This window comes from Phaeobacter sp. BS52 (genome assembly GCF_045040595.1).
Classification (GTDB): domain Bacteria; phylum Pseudomonadota; class Alphaproteobacteria; order Rhodobacterales; family Rhodobacteraceae; genus Phaeobacter; species Phaeobacter piscinae.
Genome location: NZ_CP090662.1, coordinates 802,934 through 822,008 on the forward strand (window position 1 = coordinate 802,934; position 19,075 = coordinate 822,008).

The window sequence follows — 19,075 nt, forward strand, 5'->3', positions numbered from 1 at the left end:
TATCCAGTCCAAGATGGTGGATGCTACGTTGCGAAGCCAAAGCACGACGTTGCGGATCTACATGGTGCACAGGCTATCCTCCCAGTCATGTACGCATTTGCGATCACAACGCGGGTGTTGCCAGCCGACCGGAGCGTACATGCGCAGATAGTTAACTTTGCTAAGTTTGGCCCGTTCCCCGACAGCGGAGATTCGCTTAGTCTGCCGCGAAAAACGGCAGTCCTAAGCTCGTCGTTAGTACTGAAAGAGATCAAGAGGACGGCAAGCAGAAGTTCGCTGGGTATGCGACAACAAATCAGAAAAACTAGTTCAGTTAGCTGGCGTTATAGTGCTCCTCTAGTGCCAAATAGCTCGGGCGATCTGTTGCCTTGTGAGGTAGGGATAATCTGCGATTGTGGTAGTCCCAGTATGGTGTCGCAGCAAGCGTCGATGAAATCTCAACTTTGCTCGACGTCGGATTTATCTTGATTAGGTGGAGATCGAACAACGTATGTAAATCATTCCGTAGCAGCAGTCCGTTGGTGATGTGGTTCGTATATTCTCCAAGATATGGAGTGATGTGCGCGGCCTCCAGGACGGGTTCAACCCTAGTTTGGCTTATTGCGCATGCACCATCGTATGCCTTTAACAGAGCTTGCCTAAATTTTTTCTGCCCTCGTCGTTGTGCAATCTCCCTCAGCACTTTGTCCCGCGCGTCTGTCAAGTCGCTCGGATCGAATGTAACCTCATCACTTAACTCATCTACTTTCCTATGCGTCGCAACAAGTTGTGTGTCCCAAGAGTTTGGCAAGCAACCCATTAGAATAGGATGAAAGGCATTTGCCATACGGCTAAACTCTTCATCCAAGGACAGGCTCTCTAGCCCCTCCAATGAGAAGAACTTGCATATAGAGCCGCCGCCTTTGTCAGTGCCGGAGATTTTTGTTGTTTCTATGAGATCAGTCAGCGAAGTCCATTCATCGAACCCGTCTTCTCCGGGGGATAGACGCGCTTTCGAATTAAAGTGCCAACCACCTTCGCGTTCCAGATAATCCGAAAGCTCAACAGCCCTCTCGTCCTCAGGAAGTGGTAGCTTTCGATTTATGAGAGGGACAATCGTCCTGTTCCGGGTCTTGACCGCCAGATCGTGGTAGTCATTTTCGCTAATGCTTATGGCTAAGCCCATTTCGAGACCGCGTTCAGATGCAATTGCATAGATCTGTGGCATTCGGGCAAATTCCTCCGATCCAGTACCGCAAAGCGAGACCCAAACATCCACGGGCCGATGCCCCCTCGCTCCATACTGCGGAGAGAAGTTCATGCGCTTAATCTCAACGGTCTCTGGCACCGGTAGGCTTGATCTTGCAGCCTCAGCCGCTTCAACTAGCTCATCGTGGATCAGAGTATAGCGAGCTTTGTCCTGCTCAGATATGACACCCGGATTATTCTTGCTGCCAAAAGCATTGGCTGGTGCGTCTCGCCACTTTGCAAAGACCTCAAATGCCGCTTGATCACCCTTGAGCATTCATACCTCTTTTTTGGGTTTGGCAATTCCCCTGCTAACGTCAGCGGGGAAACGCTGTTGGTTTGCATCGATCTTCTTGTTAGTGGCTTCGACGAGGTCGATGCCGGTTTTGTCGCAAAAAAGCAGTAGATACGAGAAAATGTCCGCAACTTCACTTTCAATTGCACGCTTCATTCGTTCGTCCACTGGTGCGGCTTCAGGCCTCCATTGAAATACCTCCAAGAGTTCCGAAGCCTCAACTGAGATTGATAATGCCAAGTCCTTCGGCGTATGGAATTGATCCCAGTCCCGTTCATCGCGGAATTTTTTCAGACGTTCTGTGACTGATTGCATTTGGCTTGATCCAACTACTACTGATGATAGGGTTTCAAAAATAACCCGAGTGCAAGACTGTTCTTTCCGTGTTGAACGATACCCCTTTTGGAAGATCTGCAACAAGCCATTGTCGCCCTCGTTAGCATATGTGTACCGAAGCCAGCGTTGTCCGCAATGTGTGAGTTCGCAACCTAAGCGGCAACCGTCGGCTACAGTAAATTCGCACAGAGGATCATGGTCAGCTTGAGGCTGCGAGCTGCTTTACTATGCCCCATGATTCCTGAAGAAAAAGGGCTTATCTCATCCATCACAAGCGCACCCACGGCCCTTACGACAAGTTTTGCTGCGACTGATACAAGAGTTTCCACAGGCTTTCCCCTTGCGGCATGTCTTACAGCAGGCGGCATTCCAGATCGTTGCCTCAGTGTCGATGCCAAGCGCACGAAGGCGCTCCCAAGTTGCCGCTGTGTAGGCTGCTGGGTTGGTACTTTCTTGTAGATCCGACATGCTGTGGTTGAGATCAGCCGCAACTGCGATGTCCCCAACACCAATGACAGCGAAAACTGCCAGAATGTTCAGAAATTTGCGCATGGTTTCCCCCCGGAAAATGAATCACCTATAAATTGCATGGATCGTGCGGCATTAAACTGACCCATATCAAGTCAGGATGGGAGCGGTGGCAGCAACTTTAGGCTGTCCTCGGCTGCGTTCGATGCTACGGAAAGGGCAACAGTTTCGAACATTAGGGCGTAGCAGAATGAGAGTATCCAGTGCGGTCGCTATGAGACCTGCAATTGCCGTGGCGCTCGCTCTTGTGGTTTCAATTCCCGCTTTGGCTGCTGGGCTACGGGTGCGAGATGCTGACACGATCGTGGTTGACGGAACACCAGTTCGACTACAGGGCGTAGATGCGCCAGAGTTGAAAACGAGAGCCGGGAAGGACGCTAGGCGTTGGATGGTCAACTTCCTTTCGGGTAAGAGCGTTGAATGCAGCCTGAACGGCGAACGTTCTTATGATCGCTACATTGGTGTCTGCTATGCTGAAGGCCAAGATATTGGGGCAGCGGTTATCGCTGCAGGCCACGCGCTCGACTGCCGCCGCTATTCTGGTGGTCGATATCGTCACTTGGAGACGCTTAGCTGCGAAGTCCCGAATACGCCGTGCTTCTTACTGCCGTTGAAGCGGTTCGGTACCGTGAGGGCTGATCTCAGCGCGAGATCTATTTCTTGGCCTTCTCGTTGTCGCGTTCTGCTTTGAGACTGGTTGTGAGTGTGGTGCCGAGGCGGTGGGTGACGCTGGTGATCAACCATTCGCCTTCTAGTTCGGGCTTGATGCCGGTCAGGTTGACCTTGGCCTCGGCCATCAGATCACCCCAGAAGCCGCCGAGCTGAACATTGACAGATCCGCTGGCGCGGGCGGTGCGGGATAGGGCGGCGTCGGCGGCGCGCTGTGCCTCTGCCTCGTTCGGGTAACGATGGCGCAGCTTCAGCTTGGGGTCTTTGTCTCCGGCCTTGCAGGTGCGGATCTCAGCGCTGCCAAGGTCGGTCCATTCCACGATGACACAACCATATTTGCCGCGCCCTTTCAGTTGCCAATCGCAAGACGACATCTGTGCGCGGTTCACCTCAAACACCGGCAGGGCAGAGCCATCTGCGGCTTTGTTCTCCCCGCGTTTGGCGACAACCAGGGCGCCGCCCGCTGGCTTGGCGACGGCGTCCAGATCCTTGGCCAGACGGGTCAGGAAGTTGAGGTCGCTTTCGGTGGTTTGCGCAAGATAGGCATAGCGGTGGGCTTTCAGGCTGTCGCTGATCACCGGTTTCAGCCCGTGTTCGCCCGCGATCTTGGTCACGATGTCGGCAAGGGAGACGTTGCGCCAGGACCGGGATTTGCGTGCCCGGATACCGCTCAGCATATCTGCGGCCTTGGCACCGATGGTCATGATATCCGGCGCAATGCTGCCGCTCAGCTCATCAACCACAAAGCGCCCGATTTCCACCAGATCGCCGGTGAAGCCAAGCGAGATTTGCAACGCGGCGCCGGTTTTAGGCAGGGCGATGGCATAGTCGCGGTCGTCCACCGTGATCTCTGCGCGGTCGGATTTGCTGCCCGCCTCATCAATGACGGTCAGGCCAATCAGCCGGTCGGCAAAATTGCCTGTGACGTCCTCACCATCAGCGATAATTTGATAGGCGACTTTCATGACGTGCCCCACAGGCGCAGCGGCTTACGGACAGTGGCTGGGGCCGGATCGGGCAGGGTGATCAGCATGCCCTTGGGGAGGATGGGGCCCAGCCGCGCCAGCCCCGGATTGGCCTCATAGACGGCAACGGTCATGTCCTCGCGGCCATAGTGATCCTTGCAGATCTCGTCGATCATATCGCCCTCGCTGGTGCGGTAGGTCTGCATCACAGCCCCCCAAGGAATGAGGACAGGACGCCGTTGTCCTGGCCATAGGCTTGCAGGGTTAGCGAGAACTCAATCTTGCGCGGGGCACCATCGGCCAGAAAGACGCTTTTGCGTTCCTCAACATGGGTGATCACCCAGCGGTCCCAGACCCAACCGAGGCCATCGACCATCATCATCGGTTTGGCCACTTTGGCTTGCAACCGCATCATTTCCACCTGTCGTAAACCGCCTTTGAAATGGGGGTAAATCACCCCTTCAAGCCGCAGCTCCTCGGCGTCCGGCCCGGTGAACTGTAGGGCCGGGGCACGTCCGATCCGATTCACCTTTTCCCAGCGGTAAGCGGCGGTGCGGGCAAACTGCTGATAGGAATCCCCGCCCATACCAAAGCGAAAGCCGCCAAGGGCCATCATGACCATGCTCAACATCAGTAATCCAACCCGTCATGCAGGTCGGCGCGGCGCGCGCTTTCCCGTTTGTTTAACTCTTGCATCACCATCCGCGCGATTGCGGCCTCATCGGTGCCCTGCGGCGGGGCGATGGTGATATTGATCGTATCGCCCTGGCGGGTGATCTGCGGTGCGGCGGCCTGCGTGGACAGAGCCGGGCGCGGATCAATCTGGCGCTGGATTTCACCGGGGCCTGCGACGGCGGCCGCCGGGATCGACAGCGAGGTCGCCGCCATTGCCGCCTTCAGAACCCGCGTGGGCAGGATGCTGCCGGATACGCCAGGCACAAAGATCTCGGCGCTGCGTTCCCCGACCAGATAGGGCATCCCTGCGCGCACCGGCCCGCCCGCGTCTCGCTGCCCACTCAGGGGATGCGCTTTAGGCGAGCGTTCACGCCCGTCGCCGGTCGCTGCCTTGGCGGTGGGGCTATCGCCGCTGGCCCAGGCTTGCAGATCCGTAAGCCATTGGGGCTTGAGATTGGCCAGCTTGTTTGTGATGAAGGTCACTGCTTGGTCCACGATTGAGGCCATGCCGTCCCAGAGCGATTTCATCAACGTGACACCGCTGGCAAAGAGAGAGATTTCTTTGAACTTGGCAATGATCTGCTGCGGGACGCCCAACAGCTCCATGACATAGGCAACCAGCCCGATGGCGCCCTCTATCGCAAGGGTGAAGGGGTTGAACTCCGCCAGCAGCTTGAACACGCCTTTGATCAGCCCCTCATCAAAGGCCGCGCGCACCAGTTCTATTTTCTCGATGACCGCGCCGACGATCTTGTCCCAATTGTCATAGACGACATAGGCAAGTGCGGCGACGGCTGCGATGACCAGGCCAATGGGATTGGCCATGGCCAGAGCGCCAAGGCGGACAAAGGCACCACTCAGCAGTTTGACCCCGCGCAGCAGCAACAACAGCGGACCTTTGCCGACCCACATCAGCAGTTTGCCCGCTGCGAAGATGGGAGCCATGGGCAGCCACCAGATCAGGCGCAACGCGGCAAAACCCGCATAGAGGGCTGCGGCTGAGGCAATGACCCGGCCTAAGCTGCCGTCCCATTCAAACAGCGAGGCCACCATTTGACCAAGCGCGGCCCCGGCATCGATGCCCCAGGACGTCCAGGCGTCGCGGCTGGCGTCCAGCGGCCCCAGGAGATTGCTAAACCACTCCCAAAGATCACGCGCGGCCTGGATGATTTCGTCCAACATTGGCGCGGCAGGACCAAGGGCGGCACGGAACCCGTCCCAGAATCCGGTAAAGAATGCGCCAAGGCCGGACCAGTTGTTGTAGATCCAGATACCCGCCATCGCGACACCGGCCAGGAGCGCGCCAATGCCGGTGGCCAGAAACGCCCAACGGATCGCAATTAACGCACCGCGCACCAGCTTTAACGGGTTCAACAGCGCCAGCAATCCACGCGCCAGAAGTGGCGCCAACATCAGGAAACCGCTGCCCGCCCGGATGATGTGCAGGAACACCGGCAGGATCGAGAACAGCGACCAGCGCAGGGCAATGGATGCGACCCGCAGGCTGAACAATGCGAGTGCCGCTTTCATCACGCCGTTGATCAGAGCGGGGTGGGCAGCGGCCCAATCCGTCATCGCAGCCACAATCGGCATCAGCGTGGCCATCAGTTCATTCATCTGTGGCAGAACGACAGTGCCGACGACAACGGCCAGCCCCTTGGCGAACTCCAGAAGGCGCTGGCGCTGTACAAAGGTGGTGGCCGCCTGTCGGCTATATTCTTCCTCCATCAGCCCTAGGAGGCTTGCGGTGTCGGTGGCCTTAGCGAAGGCGGTTTCCAGCATTTCGACATTGGTGATCAGAGGGGTGATTGCGCCCTTGGCTTCCTCACCAAAGAGAATGCCGACCATCGAATTGCGCTGATGAACCGGGACGCTGTCAAACGACTTGATCACCTTCAGGATGGCGCCGGTTGCATCGTCTTGCATGTCTTTTGCGAGTTGAACGGGGTCCAGGCCGAGGGCCTTATAGACGGCTTTCTGGCGTTTGGTGACATTGCTGCCACGGGTCAGCGCGTTGGTGAAGTTCTTCAGCCCCGTTGCGGCCACTTCCGGGGCCGCGCCTGCGGCCAGCAATGTGGCGCTAAGCGCGGCGATTTCATCGGCGGCAAGACCGGCGGATTTGGCAACGGTGCCTTGCCGGTTGATCACGGCCAGAATGTCGGCCTCGCTGGTCGCCATCGTATTGCCGAGCAGGTTTACGGTATCGCCCAGGACCATGGCTTCCGTGTGGGTCAGTTTCAGGTTCTGACGCCACCGTGCCAGCGCCGTTCCGGCCTCATCGGCGGTGATGCCAAAGGCGGCACTCATCTTGGCAGCGTCGGTGGCAAATTCCAGCAACTGGCGGCGTTTTTCATCATCGGGCAGGTTTTCATCTACGACGCCCATCCGACCAGCGGCGGCGATGATATCGGTCATGCCTTCGGCGGTGGCGGCCAACCCGCCAGAGGTCACCAATTCGCGGATCTGCGTTTGCAGGATATTCAGCCCATTGGCGTCCTTGAATGACACCACCTTGGACACCTCGGCCAAACGCCGTTCGGCCTGAATGGCGGGTTCGGTCAAGCCAAGCAGGGTGCCGCCCAATGCGGCTAGCCCCAGAACCTCGCCTTGCAGGGCAGAGCGGCGCGCCTTGTTGGCTTCAAGCTGCTGATTGGCCCATTCCACACCACGGCGCCCGGTCTGTTCGGTGACGTGGCCGATCTTGTCCAGCGCCGAAGTTGCCTGCCGCGCCGGGGCCGACACCTGGTCAACCAGTTTCAAGATCAGGGCAATGTTCAGATCGCCTGTGGCCATGCCACCCACTCCAATATCAGCCTATTGCTGCGCGCCGTTCTGGGCCTCGGATCGCTCGCGCGCTTTTTCCCGCCACATGGCCAGCTCCTCGATGCTCATGCTGTCCATCACATCGGGGGGCCAGTGGAACACGAGGGCGATATCCGCCATCGCGTCCTCTACAAATTCGGGCAGTTTCAGGGGGTCGCCTCCAGTTCCAGAAGCTGCCCCTCCAACTGCTCTTTCTTCGCGAAAAAAAGCAGGGTTTTCGTCGCCAGTTCGGTGAAGTCCTCCGGCTCCAGTTCCGAGGACAATTGCAGAGGCGACAGCGGCGGCTGGGTGATGCGGGGCAGCAGTTTGAACATGGCGTCCACTTCCATCCGCAGGATATCCACCATCGACAGGCCGCGCAGTTCCCCAGGCGAGGGACGCCGCAGGATGATTTCGGTGACCTTTTCGCCGTCGATGGTAACGGGCGAGGATAGGGTGACAGCGTTGAGTTTTTGGGTTTGGCTCATGGGTCAGGCTTTCAAAAAAGTAGGAGAGAGGGCAGGGCGGATGAGCCGCCCTGCGGGGGTGTTCAAGGTGTTTCAAATGCTGCTTTAAAGGCCCATTGAGGCGCGAAGGGCCGCCAATTGATCAACGCCACCGATGACGCGCTTGCCCGCGCGCACGTCGATCTCGAACAGTTCTTCGCCATCGTGCAACAGGCGGAAATAGTCGGCTTCAAGCGTGAGCTTCATTGGTACGTCAGAACCGGGCTTGAGGTCGGCAAAATTGGTGACAGCGAATAGACCGCCAACGGTGGCGACATAGGTGTTAGAGGAAAAGTCTTCTTCACCCATCGCGCCGGGGCGTAGTGTCAGCCGCTTGCGCGTGCCAAACATCTTGATCAGCTCCGGCGGCCATTCCGCCAGCGTCAGCTCACAGCGCATCGCCTCAGTGCCCATGTCCTGGGCAACGGTGCCGTCCATGCCTGCGCCGCGATGATTGGCAAGTTGGAGTTTCAATTCCGGCAGCTTGCCTTCGGTGACGCGCCCGCAATAGCTGCGCCCGTCCACGAACGCGCCGAAATTGCGGATTTTGCGGGGGTATTGGATCATCGTTCAGCCTCCTATGCTGCCTGTTTCACGCCGGAAACAAGATCGTCGTAATAGGCGCCATTGCGGTGGCCCCGGAAAATCAGGTGTTCCAGTGGGGCGGGCGGCTCCAGGTCGTAATCCAGATACAGTTTGCCCGCCTTCAGGGTGGCCTCGGTGTTCAGTTCCGGGTCCATCCAGCAATTGAAACCCAGCAGAGCCTGGCGGAGTACCAGACCCCGGCCAAAGGCCAGAACACCATCGCGAATATCCATGATGAGCTGCGCCGACAGCGGGCGGTCCATGGCCCAATCATGGGCTTCGGCGATGCTCTGGGCCACGATGTCGGCGGTCCGCACAACCGACATGAACGCCCATTGCGCATCTGCCGAGGTGCCCCGGTTACCCCAGAGACGGAAACCCTTATTGCGGACAATCGTGGCGACCTCGGCCTCGTTCATCCGATTGGCTTCGGTTGCCGCCGAGTTGATGTGGAAACCGACCGGGCGGGCGGTGCCATTCAGTCCAAGCATGACCTGATTGGAGGGCCATTGCCAATAACCGTTTTTGACGTCGTTCTTGGCAATCAGCCCTGCGACATATCCAGAGGCGGGGCGTGTTACGTTGCTTTGGCTGTCGGTGTCAAACGCGGTCACCGCTGGGTCGATGATGAACAGACGGTCGGAGCCGTAATTCTGCCGGTCCAACTTCGCGTCCTCTTCGGTGGTGTTGGGGCCGTCCTTCAGCACCACGGCGCGGGTCTTTTCCGCCAGGCTAATGAGATTGGACACAACCGGATTGACGCCCTCACCGGGCAGGCCAGAAGTGAAACCAGGTGCCGCCGTGATCCGGGGGGTCATGTCCAAAACGCTGCGGGCATGTTCCAGGGCAAAGACGCCGGTTCCGGTGGTCGGATCGCCAACCACATTGGCCTTGGTTGCAGCCGCGTTTTCCCCCTCCGGAGCGGCCACCACGACCACCTCGGTTGCGCCGTTTTGATAGGCCGCCAGATAGGCATCGCGCAGGGTGCCGCCGACGCCCAGCTCACTGGCGTGGCGCGGGCCTTTCAGGTGGACCGGCTTGTTACGGGGAAAGCCGAGGGGTGCATCGGGCGCGGTGCCGACAAGCCCGATAACGGAGCTTTTGGCCGAGCGGATCGGGCGGAGGCCGTCGTCAATGCGAACAACTTCGACCCCGTGAAGAAACATTTCAGGCATTGTGAGCCTCCTTTGGTTTGGTTCGGGAAGAATGGGCCATGTGATCAGCCCTCGACCGGCCAGGCGGCCAGCATGGCGGCCTTGTGTTCGGCGGTGGCGTAGCCTTCGGCGATCAGGCCACTGAGGAAGTGTTCAACAACCGGATTGTCGCGGTGGATGCTTTGGGGAACGTCGGTTTCCCATTTCATCCACAGCAGCTTGATTGCCGGATCTTCCCGCATGGCCAGCTCGCCTGCGTCATCCATGCCGGTGACGTGCCGAAACAGGGTCATGGCTTCCAGCTTGGTCAGGGAACGGTAGACCGGATCGCGGGGCGGCAATGGCTCAACCGTCCAATCACCATCCTGCCAGTCCAGCCGCTCGGCGGCCGGATCATAGGTGGGCTTGGCCGGGGCCGGTGCGTATCCCGCAGCCGTCAGATCCGCCTCGGTGTAGGGGGCAGTCCGCCAGCGACCATTGGGCAGGCGCAGTTTTTTAGGAAGAGACGCGGGACGCGCGCCATTCAGCGTGTATTGGCTCACAATGGCCTCCTTAATATTGCTCGGTGAGGTAGCCCCGGTTCTCAACCAGCCAGAGCGTTCGGTCAGGGGCATAGGCGAATTGTTCGCTGCTGGAGTTATGCGGATCCGGGCGCTGCCCCTGATAGGTCAGCGTGTCCAAGTCGCCATTGGTGCCAAATCTCAGGGTCTGCACCCCGTAACCGAGACCGACGTCTGACGAATTGAAACAGCACAGCTCATCGTCCGCTGGCATGAAAATTCCGGCACCGCCGTTGTTCTTTATCTCGCTGGGCACAAGCACGCTTTGATCGGGGGTCGCGGCGTCAATGCCGGAGAAATCCCAAGGGGTGGCGGCGTCCCACTTGTCGAGATAGCTGATGTAATCCGGTGACCCGGTCTCTTGGCGGAAACGCAGCAAGTAGCTGCCGTCGCGGGCAAAACAGGCATATTTGCTGGCATGTGAAATCGGATTTCCCACGGACCAGTCCAACACCATCGTGTTGACGTCCCAAGGGGTGGTCAGCCGGTACACTTTGATCGGAGAGGCAGATCCGAAAAATGCAAAATGCGATCCATCAGCGGCGGCAACCATCGTTCGGTTTCCGGGCGAGACTTGTCCATGGCTCACAACCGAATTGGCAGGATCCGAAAGATCTTCCCAGTTTTGGATATCATAGACGATGAGGGCACCGCCGGTATCCTCCGATGACACGATCAATTTGCCGCCTCCGGTAGCGTCTGGGATGACACAGATGCCCTTCAGGACGCCGAGGCTTGGGCTACCAACAATGCTCGAAAGAGACAGCCGCCGCCGAAAGAGGCCGGTCGCCGCACCTATGCTACCGCCGCCCGCAGCCTGACCCGCGCCGCCCAGCGACAACAGCGGGCTGCTCAGCGCGCCGTCATGTCCGACAACACGTCTCATGCGGGCACCGCCTCTGCCACCGGACGGTCGTGATAGCTGACCCAGATATCAAGGGCGGCATCGTCGCTGGCAACAAAGCGCAGCACGTCACCGGCCAGGAGGGTTCCGGGGCCGACGATACTGGCGCGGGCGTCGCCTTCGGTGATGGTCTGGGCGGGCGTCACCTTGTAGGTCTCGCCGCCCGCGTCGATTTCGCAGGTCAGAATGACACCGGATGCCGCGTCATTGCTGGTCTGGATGGTGGCAATATGGCGGGTGTGATCCGCCGGAACTGGCGGCATGGCGACACCGGCTTGCGTGACATGCGCCAGAAAACGGTTTGGGATGATGCTCATGGGTTCAGGCTCCTGCAATCATGGCGAGGTGTTCGGCGTCGGACAGCGCGTCAGAGCGCGGCACCCATTGGGCGCTGCCGTCTGGGCCGCCTTGCAGCATGGCCCCCGGTGTCGGCGCGCCTTCGGGCAACAGGCGGGGGTCCAGCGCGTCCAGATCTTGTTTGGTGGCGAGGGTCAGCAGCTTATTAATCTGGGCCGTGACGGTCTGGGCCTGGCCAATCACGGTGATCAGATCGAAGGTTTGTTCGATCACGGTTGCGCCGCCTTCAGCGGGCATAAAATCCGGCGTATCGGCAGCGTGGGTGTAGCCATAAAGCTGTTCATCACCGGTCGCCGGATCGCGGGCGAACACGCCCAGCTCGCGGATATAGAACCCCTCGGCCAGCCCTTGATTGGTGACAAAGGCGCGGATGCGCGATGTGCCATCGCCCAGAACCTCCATCGACTGGATGCCAAGCGACAGCCGTTCATTGACCAGGGCATTCAGTGGCTTGATCTCTGCCGGTTCTGCGCCGTCGCCCAGGGCAACGCGGGTGAACTCCAGGGGCTGACCGATCTGAGCCTTGGCTTGCAGGTTGTCGCCTGCGGCGGTGGTGACTGTGCCGGAAAAATTCGCCATCAGATTGACCTCGGTTGAATGGTGGTTTTGGCGGTGATGTGGGCGGCGGTGCCGCGCAAGAGCTGGGCAGGTGCGACGGCAATGCTGGGCCGTGCCGGGCGGATCTCGGTGCGCTTGACCTGGTGCAGTGCCGCACCGATGGTCCGGTAGGTGGGCGCGACCTTCAGGCCAAAACGGATGCCGACGCGCAGATGCGTTCCGCTGTGTAGGGCGGTGGCCTTGTAGAACGTGGTTACAGCGGATCTGGTGACGCGGATTGCGTTCAGGCGTGACCGCACGGGTTTCACGCTCTCAACAACACGGATCAGCTCCGCATAGCTGGCGGCTTGCAGCCCCTGATTGGGGGCAAGGGACAGCGCGAAGGCATGGGGCGCAAGGCGCGCGTCATTGCGCGGCTCAGCAATGCTGATTTGACCGACGATGCCCTCCAAAACGCGGCGCAGCGCTGTGACCGTGCCCTTGCGACGGTGAACCTCGAGCGCGGCCTTGATCACCCGGCGTTTGGTCGCCTCATCCCAGGACGGCTCCCAAACATCCACGGAGAACGCCCAGGCCAACCAGCCCAGCAAATCGGCGGGGCAGGTATCGGGGTTCATCAGCGTGGCGACGGGCGACAGATCCGGGCGTGTGCTTTGGATCAGCCGCTCCAAGGACCGCTCCAGCGATGTGCTGTTTGGTGGCAGGATGGACGGCTGGTCAGACATGGTGGCCCCCAACGGTCAGGGACACGTCTTCGGGCGCGCAATAGGCCGCTTGCCAGTCTCCGACCTCGATGTCGGCGGCAGGGCTGATGAGATTCACGCGCTGCACACCTTCGACAAACAGCGCGGCATAGATTGCGCCGCGCGTGATGTCGTGGCCAAGCCGGTGATTGCGGTTGATGTAATCGGCCAGTGAGGCTTGCGCGGTGGTCAAAACCAAGGCGCGATCGGGGCCGTCCTTCAGGAACAATTCCGCGGTGATCTGATAGCGTGGAATACCAGCGCTGCGCGGGCGCGGGTTGTCGGTGACGGGGCGGACGTCTTCGGCGTTCACAGAGGTTTCAACGGCACTTAAAACCTCGTTTGAAGCGCTGCCGTCGCCGGTTTGGCTCAATACCGTAATGGCCACGTCACCCGGCATCGGGTCCACCAGACCGGCATCATCCAGAACGCCCAGCACCAGGGCACCGTCAGGCAATTGCGAAGCCAGTTCGGGCGCGACTTGCAGGCGCGTAAAGATGGGCGCAGCCACGTCCACGTCTTTGATGCCGCCCGCTGCTGACAGCGCCCAGTAGATGTAGGAGCCGCGCGGCCCGGCGGTGCTGCGACCTTCCATAGATAGCTGGATGCGGTGGCGGAATGCGTCGTCGCTTTCCTTCAGCTCAGGGATCGGCGGAATGGGGCTGTCGTCGGCCTCTTGAATGGTCAGACGCTCAACGCCCCAGAAGACACCGAGGTGATCCAGTGTTGCACCGGTAGAAAGCGCCAGCAGCAGGCCGCGCGCATCGTCGTTAAACTCCAAACGATCCAGCAGTCGGTAATAGGCAAAGACGCGGATCAGTTTGGTGACCGGCTCGCTTTCAAGCTGAAGGAATGGTGCCAGCTCCGGCTCCAGGCGGATCGCCTCTGCCTTCATATCGGCGAACAGTACGTCAAAGCCGACCGAGCGCAGGATTTCCGGCGCAGGAAGCTTGCTGTGGTCGATGGCAGTAAAGTGGCTCATTGACTGGCCTCCGGTGACAGATCCACGGGCAGGGGCAACAGGTTGCCGTCGGGGTCGCTCAGTTCCAGAACCGCATAGCCGGGGCGCGCCTCGGTGACCTGTACCCGTGCAAGCGTGATGCGCGGCTCCCAGAGGGCCAGCGCCTCGGCAGTGGCCTGGTAGACGTCAATAAGGGTGTCCCCGTTCAGGGGCTGGTCGATGATGAAGGGCAGGTCCGATCCGTAGTCCCGCAGCATCACCGTTGACCCCTTTGGAGTGGTCAGGATGTCGTGGATCGACTGGGCAAGATGCCCGTCGCCCTGCAACGCCCGCCCGCTATGTCGGCTCATACCGGTCACGACTTGGCACGCTCCGGCTTGCCTGCGCCTGATTTGGCAGCGGGTTTCGGGGCCTCATCCGCCAGGGTAACATTCTCATATTGCGCCTGGGCTGCGGTCAGTTGCAAAGGCGCGCCTTTGGGGCGCCATTCGCCAGCCGTCCAGCCTGCGGCGGTGGTCACATAGTCCAGTTTCAATGGCATCTTAGCCTCCTACAATCACGGTTCCGGCGCCGGTCGCGATGGATGAGCCGCAGCCCACCGCATCGCCGACACGGGCCAGAGGTTTGCCGTTCACAAAAACTGTGGATGAGCCTGTCGCCTGGCTTGCACCGTGGCAGAGCAGGTCGGGGTTACAGTGGGTTGCCCAGCTATCGCCCTGGCGCAGGGCGGCGAGGCCCTCGATCTCCACATTCGGGCTACCGCCGGTGGCGGGCCGGGATGGAAAATCGGCATGGCCGGTGCAGGTGTCGGTTTTACGCGCTGCTTTTGGCATTAGTTGATCCTTACTTTGGCGCCTTGCAGGAACAGCTCACCAATCGCTTTGATGGTGATATTGCCACCAGCAGCTTCGATGTATGAGCCGCCCTCAAAGCTGAGACGGAATGTGTCTGGCGCCCCGTGGGGCGGGTTCTTTCCAGTGGGCAGGGCGCCCAAAATGACAGCCTGGGCCAGATCGCCGAATGGGGCGGCCAGCATCACCCATTCGCCGGTCTGCAAGGGCCACCACGAATGGTTGCTTGCGGCGCGCTGTGCCAGCCAGGGGATCAGGTTGGTCTCAATGTCACCGCATTTGACGCGCGCCCGGCCTGAGGCCGCATCAACCGCAATGACCTTTCCGGTCATCAGCAAGTTTTCAATGCGGCGGTCTGCTTCTGCGAGCTGTTCACTCATCGTCAGAGCCTCCAACGTGTTCGTAGTCATCGACATGATCCGCGCCGACTTTGGGCGCGATGCCGACATGCAGCTCCACGCCCAGAGAGCGGGGCACGGGCTGAAAAAAGCTGATGGGCTGAAGCCAAGTGACCGCCCAAAGGGAAACCGCTTTCGATTTGACCTTGGTCGATATCAACGTGTGCATCGCCGTGGTTCGGGCGGGGCCGATGCCGTCCAGGCCCCAAGTCTGTTCGGGGATGGCGGCCAGCAGCGTCTGGCAGATCTGAGCGGCGAGAATATCGCGACTGATGCCGAGGCCATCACGGGTGACCACGTATGCCGCCATCAACAGCAGAAAGGTTGCCGGTGCCCCTGCATAGGTTTGGTCCTGCTTTGCGCCGAGACACGAAACCTTGACCGCTGGCGCGGGAATGCCTTCGCGTTTCAGGTCATCAAGGGTGTATTTGCCCTCATGCGGCGTACACTCGCGAAGATCCGGCAATAGGGCATTGAACCGGGCGCAGACCTGGGCGGGTAGTTCAGACAGAACGTTGTTCGGATCGCTCATTGCAACAAATCCTCCAGCGTCACCGTGACGAGGTCGTGCAAATCCAGCTCATCCTCACCAGAGACGCCAAGGTAGGGCCGGGCCGGAATGCCGCTGTCGATTTCATCACCGCCGATCTGGTGGTGGGCGGCATAGACAAGATTGGAGCCGACCTGGACCTCGCTCTCGCTGGCATAGCTGGCGATGCTGTCCCGCAAATCTCCCTCATCGACCAAAAGCGAATGCACGTCATGGTCGCGGGTTTCGTCATAGCTTTCTGACCAGGGCGCCCAACGGTCGCCGTCGGGGGCGACGGCAGTGTCAAACCGGCGCCGGGTAGAGCTTTCCAGAACCGCCCCGGCATCATCTGCCAGTTCAGCCAGGCGAAAGCCCTCGAGGCGACGGACCTTGGCAATGGCTTCGGTCAAGCCCGTGGATGTGAGAGTTGCAGCAACACCGGCCATGGATCAAAGCCCCCGCATCTTGTCACGGGTGAACTCGCGTTCCGGGCCGACCGAGACCACCGGACGGGGCCGGGCCGGAGCTGCGGGTGCTTCGCCGTCGCCGGATTGCGGCGCACCTGTGTTTAATGTGGCGGTGCCGCGTGCGATGTCCTTCAGGTGTTTCTGGGCGTCCTCGTAGCGGGTGCGGTGTTCGTCCGACAGCACGTCGCTGGACAGCGCGAGACGGTAAAGGGCGATATCCACGCTGAACTGAACCAGGAGGCCGGGCACGGTCTCCAGCGGCAAGCTGAACCGGACGCCCAGATAGCTGTCGATCTCATCACCCGCCGTTTGCAAGGCGCGGGCAATGGCGGCCTCATCGGGTACACCGTCGCCGTCGCGATCCGCCACATAGAGCGCGTCCTGCGAATAGAGCGTCACGATATCTGTCTGAGTGGCGTAGGCCATCAGGTCACCTTTGGTTTCTGGTCTTGGATAAATCGTCGGGGCAAGAGGCTCCCCGATGCAGCACCCCGTGGCCGCGCCGGATCATCGCCCCCCGGTTTAAGCCGGTGCAGTGGCGGCTGGGGTTTCAAACCCGCCACTGGTGAGAGCATCCCAGGCCGCGTTGCGCTCGGCGGTGGTGATCTTGCCCAGGTCATCGCCCAGAAGGTCGAACAGGGCGTCGATTTTCGGCTTGCCGTCCTTCTGGAAATCCTCGGGGCTGAGGCTTTTGATGGCCTCGCGGATCTGGGCGTCGCGCGCTGCTGCGTCTGAAGCTGGGTCAGCCTCGGCCAGCGCCACTCGCAGGTTTGGCTCTGCCTTCAGGCGGCGCCATTGATCGGCGTCGAAATCCTCGGCGTTGACCGGGATGCCAGCGTTGGGAAAGAACGTGCCGCAGCGGCAAAAACCCTCTTTTGGTACGCCTGAAATTGTATAGTTCTTGGATGTCATAGCGCGGCCCTCCTTTAAGGCAGCCAGGGGTTCACCAGAACCTTGACCTCGTTGTAGTTGGGGTTGGATGCGCCACCGTCGCCGAGCATCATCTTGACGACCTTGTTGGCCTTGGAGCGGTTGGACCGGCCCACCATGATGTGTGAGGGCATCAGGCCCAATTCGCGCCCGCCGTCGCCGGTCACGCCCATCATGGCCTCAAAGGCGGCATCAAAATTGTCGCCGTTCAGTTCGGCCTTGGACATATGGGCCATTTGCCAGAAGCCATAGCCAGCCGCCCAATATGCGTCGGCGCCATAGAGGTACTGGTTGCGCATGAACACATGGTCGCTGGTCTTGGGGTCTTCCTTGCCAATGAGGCCGACCTTTTCGCGCTCTTGGAAAATGAACGGGCGCAGGACGGAATTCAGATCCAGCATATACCAGGGCGACCCGGCGCCATCGGTCATATTGGAAACGGTTGTCACCGCGCCAGTGCCGTCATGTCCGGCATAAACCGGGTGGTCAGTGTCAAAGAAGTACTGGCCGTCATAGCAGGTCTGGCTTGCTCCGTTGATGATCAGGTCGCGAACCATTTGGTCGGGCTTGCGCGCGGCGGCTTCACCAAGGCGGCGGAAACGAGGTCCGTAGGTGCCCAGCTTGTCGTTCTTGATGTCCTTGGCTTTGACGCCGATGGTTGTCTCGAACTCCTGGTTGATGATCTGGTAGCCGTGCGACTTGATATCTTTGACCACCCGGTCGCCGATCCATTCCCGCATTTCCGGGGCATCGCCCAACCAGTCATAGGTCTCGCGATCATCATTGGAATTCACGATGGTGCAGACGTCCTTGTAAAAGGACTGGTTTGCCATCGCCTCATAGCCATCATTGAAGTTCTTTTTGGCGCCTGTCCAAAGTGCTGACAGCACCGCTGGTGTAATTGCAGCCATGATCAGCTCTCCTCGGTTTCAGCTTGCGCCGCGTGGAAGTCTTCAGGGGTGAGGCCCATCTGGCGGCAGATCGCCAGCTCGTCGGGCGACAGGGCCTTGTTTTGGGCCGTGGGGGTCTTGTCGCGTAGCTCGCTGTCTGCGGCGATGACGGGGCTGGCATCGACCAGTTGCTGGAATTTCTCCAGCCCGCCCTCGGAGCGGCAGGCCGCCACATGGTAGTCGCGGCTGCTTGGCGCAATCTTACCCGCCTCAATAGCAGCCCCGACGGCAGTGTTGATCGCCTCGTCCTGGCGTTCTTTCTCAGCGGTTTCAAAGGCGCTGATCTTGTTCATCGCCAGATCGTAATCGGCGCGCGGGATGAATTTGCCGCTGTCGGGGTTTTCGGCCCGATTGCGGGCAGTCGCCTCATCCGTTTTCATTTTGTTGATCGCCGTCACCACATCCAGATCGGACGCGTTTTCCGGCAGGCCGAGGGCCTCAAGGATCGCCTTGTTCATCGGCAGTACCTCATCAGCGCCACCCTGACGGTCTTCAGTGTTCAGGGCGGCTAGTTCCAGGTTGGGTTGGTTGGTCAGGCCCGCTGAAATCATCTTGCTGATTTCCTTGGCCGCCTTGGTGAAGGTGAAAACGGGGCTCACATAGCGGTATCCTTTCGACGCGATGGAATTGCGGCCTGCGTCATTCCATTCAACGCGCCCCCAGATCGCCCCGTTGCGCGCATCCAGTTCCTTGATCCAGCCGACCGCAGGGGCGGCATCGCCCTTTGCGCCCTTCACTTGGGTGGCATGTTCAAAATCAACGGGGAGGTCAGCACGGTTGCGCGCAAATTCAGCGACCACCGCGTCGGGATTGGTCAGCCGCCATTGGCGCCCGTCACGGCCCGTCAGGTGCGGGCCGGGTGGCGTGAGCTGGATCCAATCGGGTACGCTGTCGCCCTCGGCGTTCAGCGCTAGCGCAATGGTGGTTATGGAGTTGGCCTGTGTCATGAGGCCACAATGCCCCGCCGTGCCGTACTACTCAGCCTTGGCAGGTGTCGGGGGCAAGATCGAGGGTCAGAACGGGGTTGGCGAAAGAGGGGGCTTAGACGGGCGTAACGGCTGATCTCGCATGATGCCGCCCGAAAACCCGTTCCACCCCTTTCTACCCCCTTTAACCCCCCTTTAA

General features: G+C 59.9%; 27 protein-coding genes. 1 reads left to right on the plus strand and 26 read right to left on the minus strand.

Features of this window, described 5'->3' with window-relative positions:
• Positions 1 to 313: 313 nt before the first annotated feature.
• Positions 314 to 1,504 (minus strand): HNH endonuclease, encoded by a 1,191-nt coding sequence (locus L0Z65_RS03915; protein WP_405110931.1) that lies wholly within the window; start codon positions 1,502 to 1,504, stop codon positions 314 to 316.
• Positions 1,505 to 1,837, minus strand: coding sequence for a nucleotide pyrophosphohydrolase (locus tag L0Z65_RS03920; RefSeq protein WP_405110934.1), 333 nt, complete (start codon positions 1,835 to 1,837; stop codon positions 1,505 to 1,507). It lies immediately after the preceding gene.
• Between the two features lie 763 nt (positions 1,838 to 2,600).
• On the opposite strand from L0Z65_RS03920, the gene L0Z65_RS03925 reads away from it, so the two are divergent.
• Positions 2,601 to 3,077, plus strand: coding sequence for a thermonuclease family protein (locus tag L0Z65_RS03925; RefSeq protein WP_405110937.1), 477 nt, complete (start codon positions 2,601 to 2,603; stop codon positions 3,075 to 3,077).
• Here the strand turns inward: L0Z65_RS03925 and L0Z65_RS03930 are convergent.
• The 24 genes from L0Z65_RS03930 to L0Z65_RS04045 form a co-directional block, all read right to left on the minus strand.
• On the minus strand, positions 3,040 to 4,020 hold the full coding sequence (locus L0Z65_RS03930) for a contractile injection system protein, VgrG/Pvc8 family (protein WP_405110939.1): 981 nt from the start codon (positions 4,018 to 4,020) through the stop codon (positions 3,040 to 3,042). The genes L0Z65_RS03925 and L0Z65_RS03930 overlap by 38 nt on opposite strands.
• Positions 4,017 to 4,226, minus strand: a complete 210-nt coding sequence (locus L0Z65_RS03935; RefSeq protein ID WP_260083504.1) for a tail protein X — start codon at positions 4,224 to 4,226, stop codon at positions 4,017 to 4,019. The genes L0Z65_RS03930 and L0Z65_RS03935 overlap by 4 nt, the downstream gene beginning before the upstream one ends.
• A complete protein-coding gene (locus L0Z65_RS03940) occupies positions 4,226 to 4,651 on the minus strand; it encodes a phage tail protein (RefSeq protein ID WP_051338946.1) in 426 nt (141 codons plus the stop codon). Before L0Z65_RS03940 ends, L0Z65_RS03935 begins: the two co-directional genes overlap by 1 nt.
• Positions 4,651 to 7,488: a phage tail tape measure protein gene (locus L0Z65_RS03945; protein ID WP_405110944.1), complete on the minus strand. Its 2,838-nt coding sequence runs from the start codon at positions 7,486 to 7,488 to the stop codon at positions 4,651 to 4,653. The genes L0Z65_RS03940 and L0Z65_RS03945 overlap by 1 nt, the downstream gene beginning before the upstream one ends.
• A 21-nt stretch (positions 7,489 to 7,509) precedes the next feature.
• Positions 7,510 to 7,638 carry a GpE family phage tail protein gene (locus tag L0Z65_RS03950; protein WP_081698684.1) on the minus strand — a complete coding sequence of 43 codons (129 nt, stop codon included), beginning with the start codon at positions 7,636 to 7,638 and terminating at the stop codon, positions 7,510 to 7,512.
• Between the two features lie 26 nt (positions 7,639 to 7,664).
• Entirely contained in the window at positions 7,665 to 7,985 is a 321-nt protein-coding gene (locus tag L0Z65_RS03955; RefSeq protein ID WP_405110947.1) for a phage tail assembly protein, read from the minus strand.
• Between the two features lie 84 nt (positions 7,986 to 8,069).
• Positions 8,070 to 8,570, minus strand: a complete 501-nt coding sequence (locus L0Z65_RS03960) for a phage major tail tube protein (protein ID WP_405110950.1) — start codon at positions 8,568 to 8,570, stop codon at positions 8,070 to 8,072.
• Positions 8,571 to 8,581: 11 nt separating this feature from the next.
• Positions 8,582 to 9,763: a phage tail sheath C-terminal domain-containing protein gene (locus L0Z65_RS03965; RefSeq protein WP_405110953.1), complete on the minus strand. Its 1,182-nt coding sequence runs from the start codon at positions 9,761 to 9,763 to the stop codon at positions 8,582 to 8,584.
• Between the two features lie 44 nt (positions 9,764 to 9,807).
• Positions 9,808 to 10,284, minus strand: coding sequence for a hypothetical protein (locus L0Z65_RS03970; protein WP_405110956.1), 477 nt, complete (start codon positions 10,282 to 10,284; stop codon positions 9,808 to 9,810).
• A gap of 10 nt (positions 10,285 to 10,294) precedes the next feature.
• Entirely contained in the window at positions 10,295 to 11,188 is an 894-nt protein-coding gene (locus tag L0Z65_RS03975) for a hypothetical protein (RefSeq protein ID WP_405110959.1), read from the minus strand.
• A complete protein-coding gene (locus L0Z65_RS03980; protein ID WP_405110962.1) occupies positions 11,185 to 11,523 on the minus strand; it encodes a hypothetical protein in 339 nt (112 codons plus the stop codon). Before L0Z65_RS03980 ends, L0Z65_RS03975 begins: the two co-directional genes overlap by 4 nt.
• A 4-nt stretch (positions 11,524 to 11,527) precedes the next feature.
• On the minus strand, positions 11,528 to 12,142 hold the full coding sequence (locus L0Z65_RS03985) for a phage tail protein (protein WP_405110965.1): 615 nt from the start codon (positions 12,140 to 12,142) through the stop codon (positions 11,528 to 11,530).
• The gene (locus L0Z65_RS03990) at positions 12,142 to 12,846 is read right to left on the minus strand and encodes a phage tail protein I (RefSeq protein ID WP_405110968.1); all 705 of its coding nucleotides are present in this window, start codon (positions 12,844 to 12,846) and stop codon (positions 12,142 to 12,144) included. Before L0Z65_RS03990 ends, L0Z65_RS03985 begins: the two co-directional genes overlap by 1 nt.
• Positions 12,839 to 13,846 carry a baseplate J/gp47 family protein gene (locus L0Z65_RS03995; RefSeq protein WP_405110971.1) on the minus strand — a complete coding sequence of 336 codons (1,008 nt, stop codon included), beginning with the start codon at positions 13,844 to 13,846 and terminating at the stop codon, positions 12,839 to 12,841. Before L0Z65_RS03995 ends, L0Z65_RS03990 begins: the two co-directional genes overlap by 8 nt.
• The gene (locus tag L0Z65_RS04000) at positions 13,843 to 14,175 is read right to left on the minus strand and encodes a GPW/gp25 family protein (RefSeq protein ID WP_405110973.1); all 333 of its coding nucleotides are present in this window, start codon (positions 14,173 to 14,175) and stop codon (positions 13,843 to 13,845) included. The genes L0Z65_RS03995 and L0Z65_RS04000 overlap by 4 nt, the downstream gene beginning before the upstream one ends.
• 5 nt (positions 14,176 to 14,180) lie before the next feature.
• Positions 14,181 to 14,366 (minus strand): hypothetical protein, encoded by a 186-nt coding sequence (locus tag L0Z65_RS04005; protein WP_405110976.1) that lies wholly within the window; start codon positions 14,364 to 14,366, stop codon positions 14,181 to 14,183.
• A 1-nt stretch (position 14,367) separates the two neighbouring features.
• Positions 14,368 to 14,658, minus strand: a complete 291-nt coding sequence (locus L0Z65_RS04010) for a PAAR domain-containing protein (protein ID WP_405110979.1) — start codon at positions 14,656 to 14,658, stop codon at positions 14,368 to 14,370.
• Entirely contained in the window at positions 14,658 to 15,056 is a 399-nt protein-coding gene (locus L0Z65_RS04015; protein ID WP_405110982.1) for a phage baseplate assembly protein V, read from the minus strand. The genes L0Z65_RS04010 and L0Z65_RS04015 overlap by 1 nt, the downstream gene beginning before the upstream one ends.
• Entirely contained in the window at positions 15,049 to 15,606 is a 558-nt protein-coding gene (locus L0Z65_RS04020; RefSeq protein ID WP_405110985.1) for a hypothetical protein, read from the minus strand. The genes L0Z65_RS04015 and L0Z65_RS04020 overlap by 8 nt, the downstream gene beginning before the upstream one ends.
• Entirely contained in the window at positions 15,603 to 16,049 is a 447-nt protein-coding gene (locus tag L0Z65_RS04025; RefSeq protein ID WP_405110988.1) for a phage virion morphogenesis protein, read from the minus strand. Before L0Z65_RS04025 ends, L0Z65_RS04020 begins: the two co-directional genes overlap by 4 nt.
• 3 nt (positions 16,050 to 16,052) lie before the next feature.
• On the minus strand, positions 16,053 to 16,496 hold the full coding sequence (locus tag L0Z65_RS04030) for a gp436 family protein (RefSeq protein WP_405110991.1): 444 nt from the start codon (positions 16,494 to 16,496) through the stop codon (positions 16,053 to 16,055).
• Between the two features lie 96 nt (positions 16,497 to 16,592).
• Positions 16,593 to 16,982, minus strand: a complete 390-nt coding sequence (locus L0Z65_RS04035) for an HI1506-related protein (RefSeq protein WP_260112269.1) — start codon at positions 16,980 to 16,982, stop codon at positions 16,593 to 16,595.
• Positions 16,983 to 16,996: 14 nt separating this feature from the next.
• Positions 16,997 to 17,911: a Mu-like prophage major head subunit gpT family protein gene (locus tag L0Z65_RS04040; RefSeq protein WP_096706364.1), complete on the minus strand. Its 915-nt coding sequence runs from the start codon at positions 17,909 to 17,911 to the stop codon at positions 16,997 to 16,999.
• 2 nt (positions 17,912 to 17,913) lie between these two features.
• Positions 17,914 to 18,897, minus strand: a complete 984-nt coding sequence (locus L0Z65_RS04045; RefSeq protein WP_405110995.1) for a phage protease — start codon at positions 18,895 to 18,897, stop codon at positions 17,914 to 17,916.
• Between the last annotated feature and the right edge of the window lie 178 nt (positions 18,898 to 19,075).

Coding starts and splice junctions, on each gene's coding strand:
- L0Z65_RS03915 (WP_405110931.1), bottom strand. CDS start 1,504: ATGCTCAAGGGTGATCAAGCGGCATTTGAGGTCTTTGCAAAGTGGCGA.
- L0Z65_RS03920 (WP_405110934.1), bottom strand. CDS start 1,837: ATGCAATCAGTCACAGAACGTCTGAAAAAATTCCGCGATGAACGGGAC.
- L0Z65_RS03925 (WP_405110937.1), top strand. CDS start 2,601: ATGAGACCTGCAATTGCCGTGGCGCTCGCTCTTGTGGTTTCAATTCCC.
- L0Z65_RS03930 (WP_405110939.1), bottom strand. CDS start 4,020: ATGAAAGTCGCCTATCAAATTATCGCTGATGGTGAGGACGTCACAGGC.
- L0Z65_RS03935 (WP_260083504.1), bottom strand. CDS start 4,226: ATGCAGACCTACCGCACCAGCGAGGGCGATATGATCGACGAGATCTGC.
- L0Z65_RS03940 (WP_051338946.1), bottom strand. CDS start 4,651: ATGTTGAGCATGGTCATGATGGCCCTTGGCGGCTTTCGCTTTGGTATG.
- L0Z65_RS03945 (WP_405110944.1), bottom strand. CDS start 7,488: ATGGCCACAGGCGATCTGAACATTGCCCTGATCTTGAAACTGGTTGAC.
- L0Z65_RS03950 (WP_081698684.1), bottom strand. CDS start 7,638: ATGGCGGATATCGCCCTCGTGTTCCACTGGCCCCCCGATGTGATGGAC.
- L0Z65_RS03955 (WP_405110947.1), bottom strand. CDS start 7,985: ATGAGCCAAACCCAAAAACTCAACGCTGTCACCCTATCCTCGCCCGTT.
- L0Z65_RS03960 (WP_405110950.1), bottom strand. CDS start 8,570: ATGATCCAATACCCCCGCAAAATCCGCAATTTCGGCGCGTTCGTGGAC.
- L0Z65_RS03965 (WP_405110953.1), bottom strand. CDS start 9,763: ATGCCTGAAATGTTTCTTCACGGGGTCGAAGTTGTTCGCATTGACGAC.
- L0Z65_RS03975 (WP_405110959.1), bottom strand. CDS start 11,188: ATGAGACGTGTTGTCGGACATGACGGCGCGCTGAGCAGCCCGCTGTTG.
- L0Z65_RS03980 (WP_405110962.1), bottom strand. CDS start 11,523: ATGAGCATCATCCCAAACCGTTTTCTGGCGCATGTCACGCAAGCCGGT.
- L0Z65_RS03985 (WP_405110965.1), bottom strand. CDS start 12,142: ATGGCGAATTTTTCCGGCACAGTCACCACCGCCGCAGGCGACAACCTG.
- L0Z65_RS03990 (WP_405110968.1), bottom strand. CDS start 12,846: ATGTCTGACCAGCCGTCCATCCTGCCACCAAACAGCACATCGCTGGAG.
- L0Z65_RS03995 (WP_405110971.1), bottom strand. CDS start 13,846: ATGAGCCACTTTACTGCCATCGACCACAGCAAGCTTCCTGCGCCGGAA.
- L0Z65_RS04000 (WP_405110973.1), bottom strand. CDS start 14,175: ATGAGCCGACATAGCGGGCGGGCGTTGCAGGGCGACGGGCATCTTGCC.
- L0Z65_RS04005 (WP_405110976.1), bottom strand. CDS start 14,366: ATGCCATTGAAACTGGACTATGTGACCACCGCCGCAGGCTGGACGGCT.
- L0Z65_RS04010 (WP_405110979.1), bottom strand. CDS start 14,658: ATGCCAAAAGCAGCGCGTAAAACCGACACCTGCACCGGCCATGCCGAT.
- L0Z65_RS04015 (WP_405110982.1), bottom strand. CDS start 15,056: ATGAGTGAACAGCTCGCAGAAGCAGACCGCCGCATTGAAAACTTGCTG.
- L0Z65_RS04020 (WP_405110985.1), bottom strand. CDS start 15,606: ATGAGCGATCCGAACAACGTTCTGTCTGAACTACCCGCCCAGGTCTGC.
- L0Z65_RS04025 (WP_405110988.1), bottom strand. CDS start 16,049: ATGGCCGGTGTTGCTGCAACTCTCACATCCACGGGCTTGACCGAAGCC.
- L0Z65_RS04030 (WP_405110991.1), bottom strand. CDS start 16,496: ATGGCCTACGCCACTCAGACAGATATCGTGACGCTCTATTCGCAGGAC.
- L0Z65_RS04035 (WP_260112269.1), bottom strand. CDS start 16,982: ATGACATCCAAGAACTATACAATTTCAGGCGTACCAAAAGAGGGTTTT.
- L0Z65_RS04040 (WP_096706364.1), bottom strand. CDS start 17,911: ATGGCTGCAATTACACCAGCGGTGCTGTCAGCACTTTGGACAGGCGCC.
- L0Z65_RS04045 (WP_405110995.1), bottom strand. CDS start 18,897: ATGACACAGGCCAACTCCATAACCACCATTGCGCTAGCGCTGAACGCC.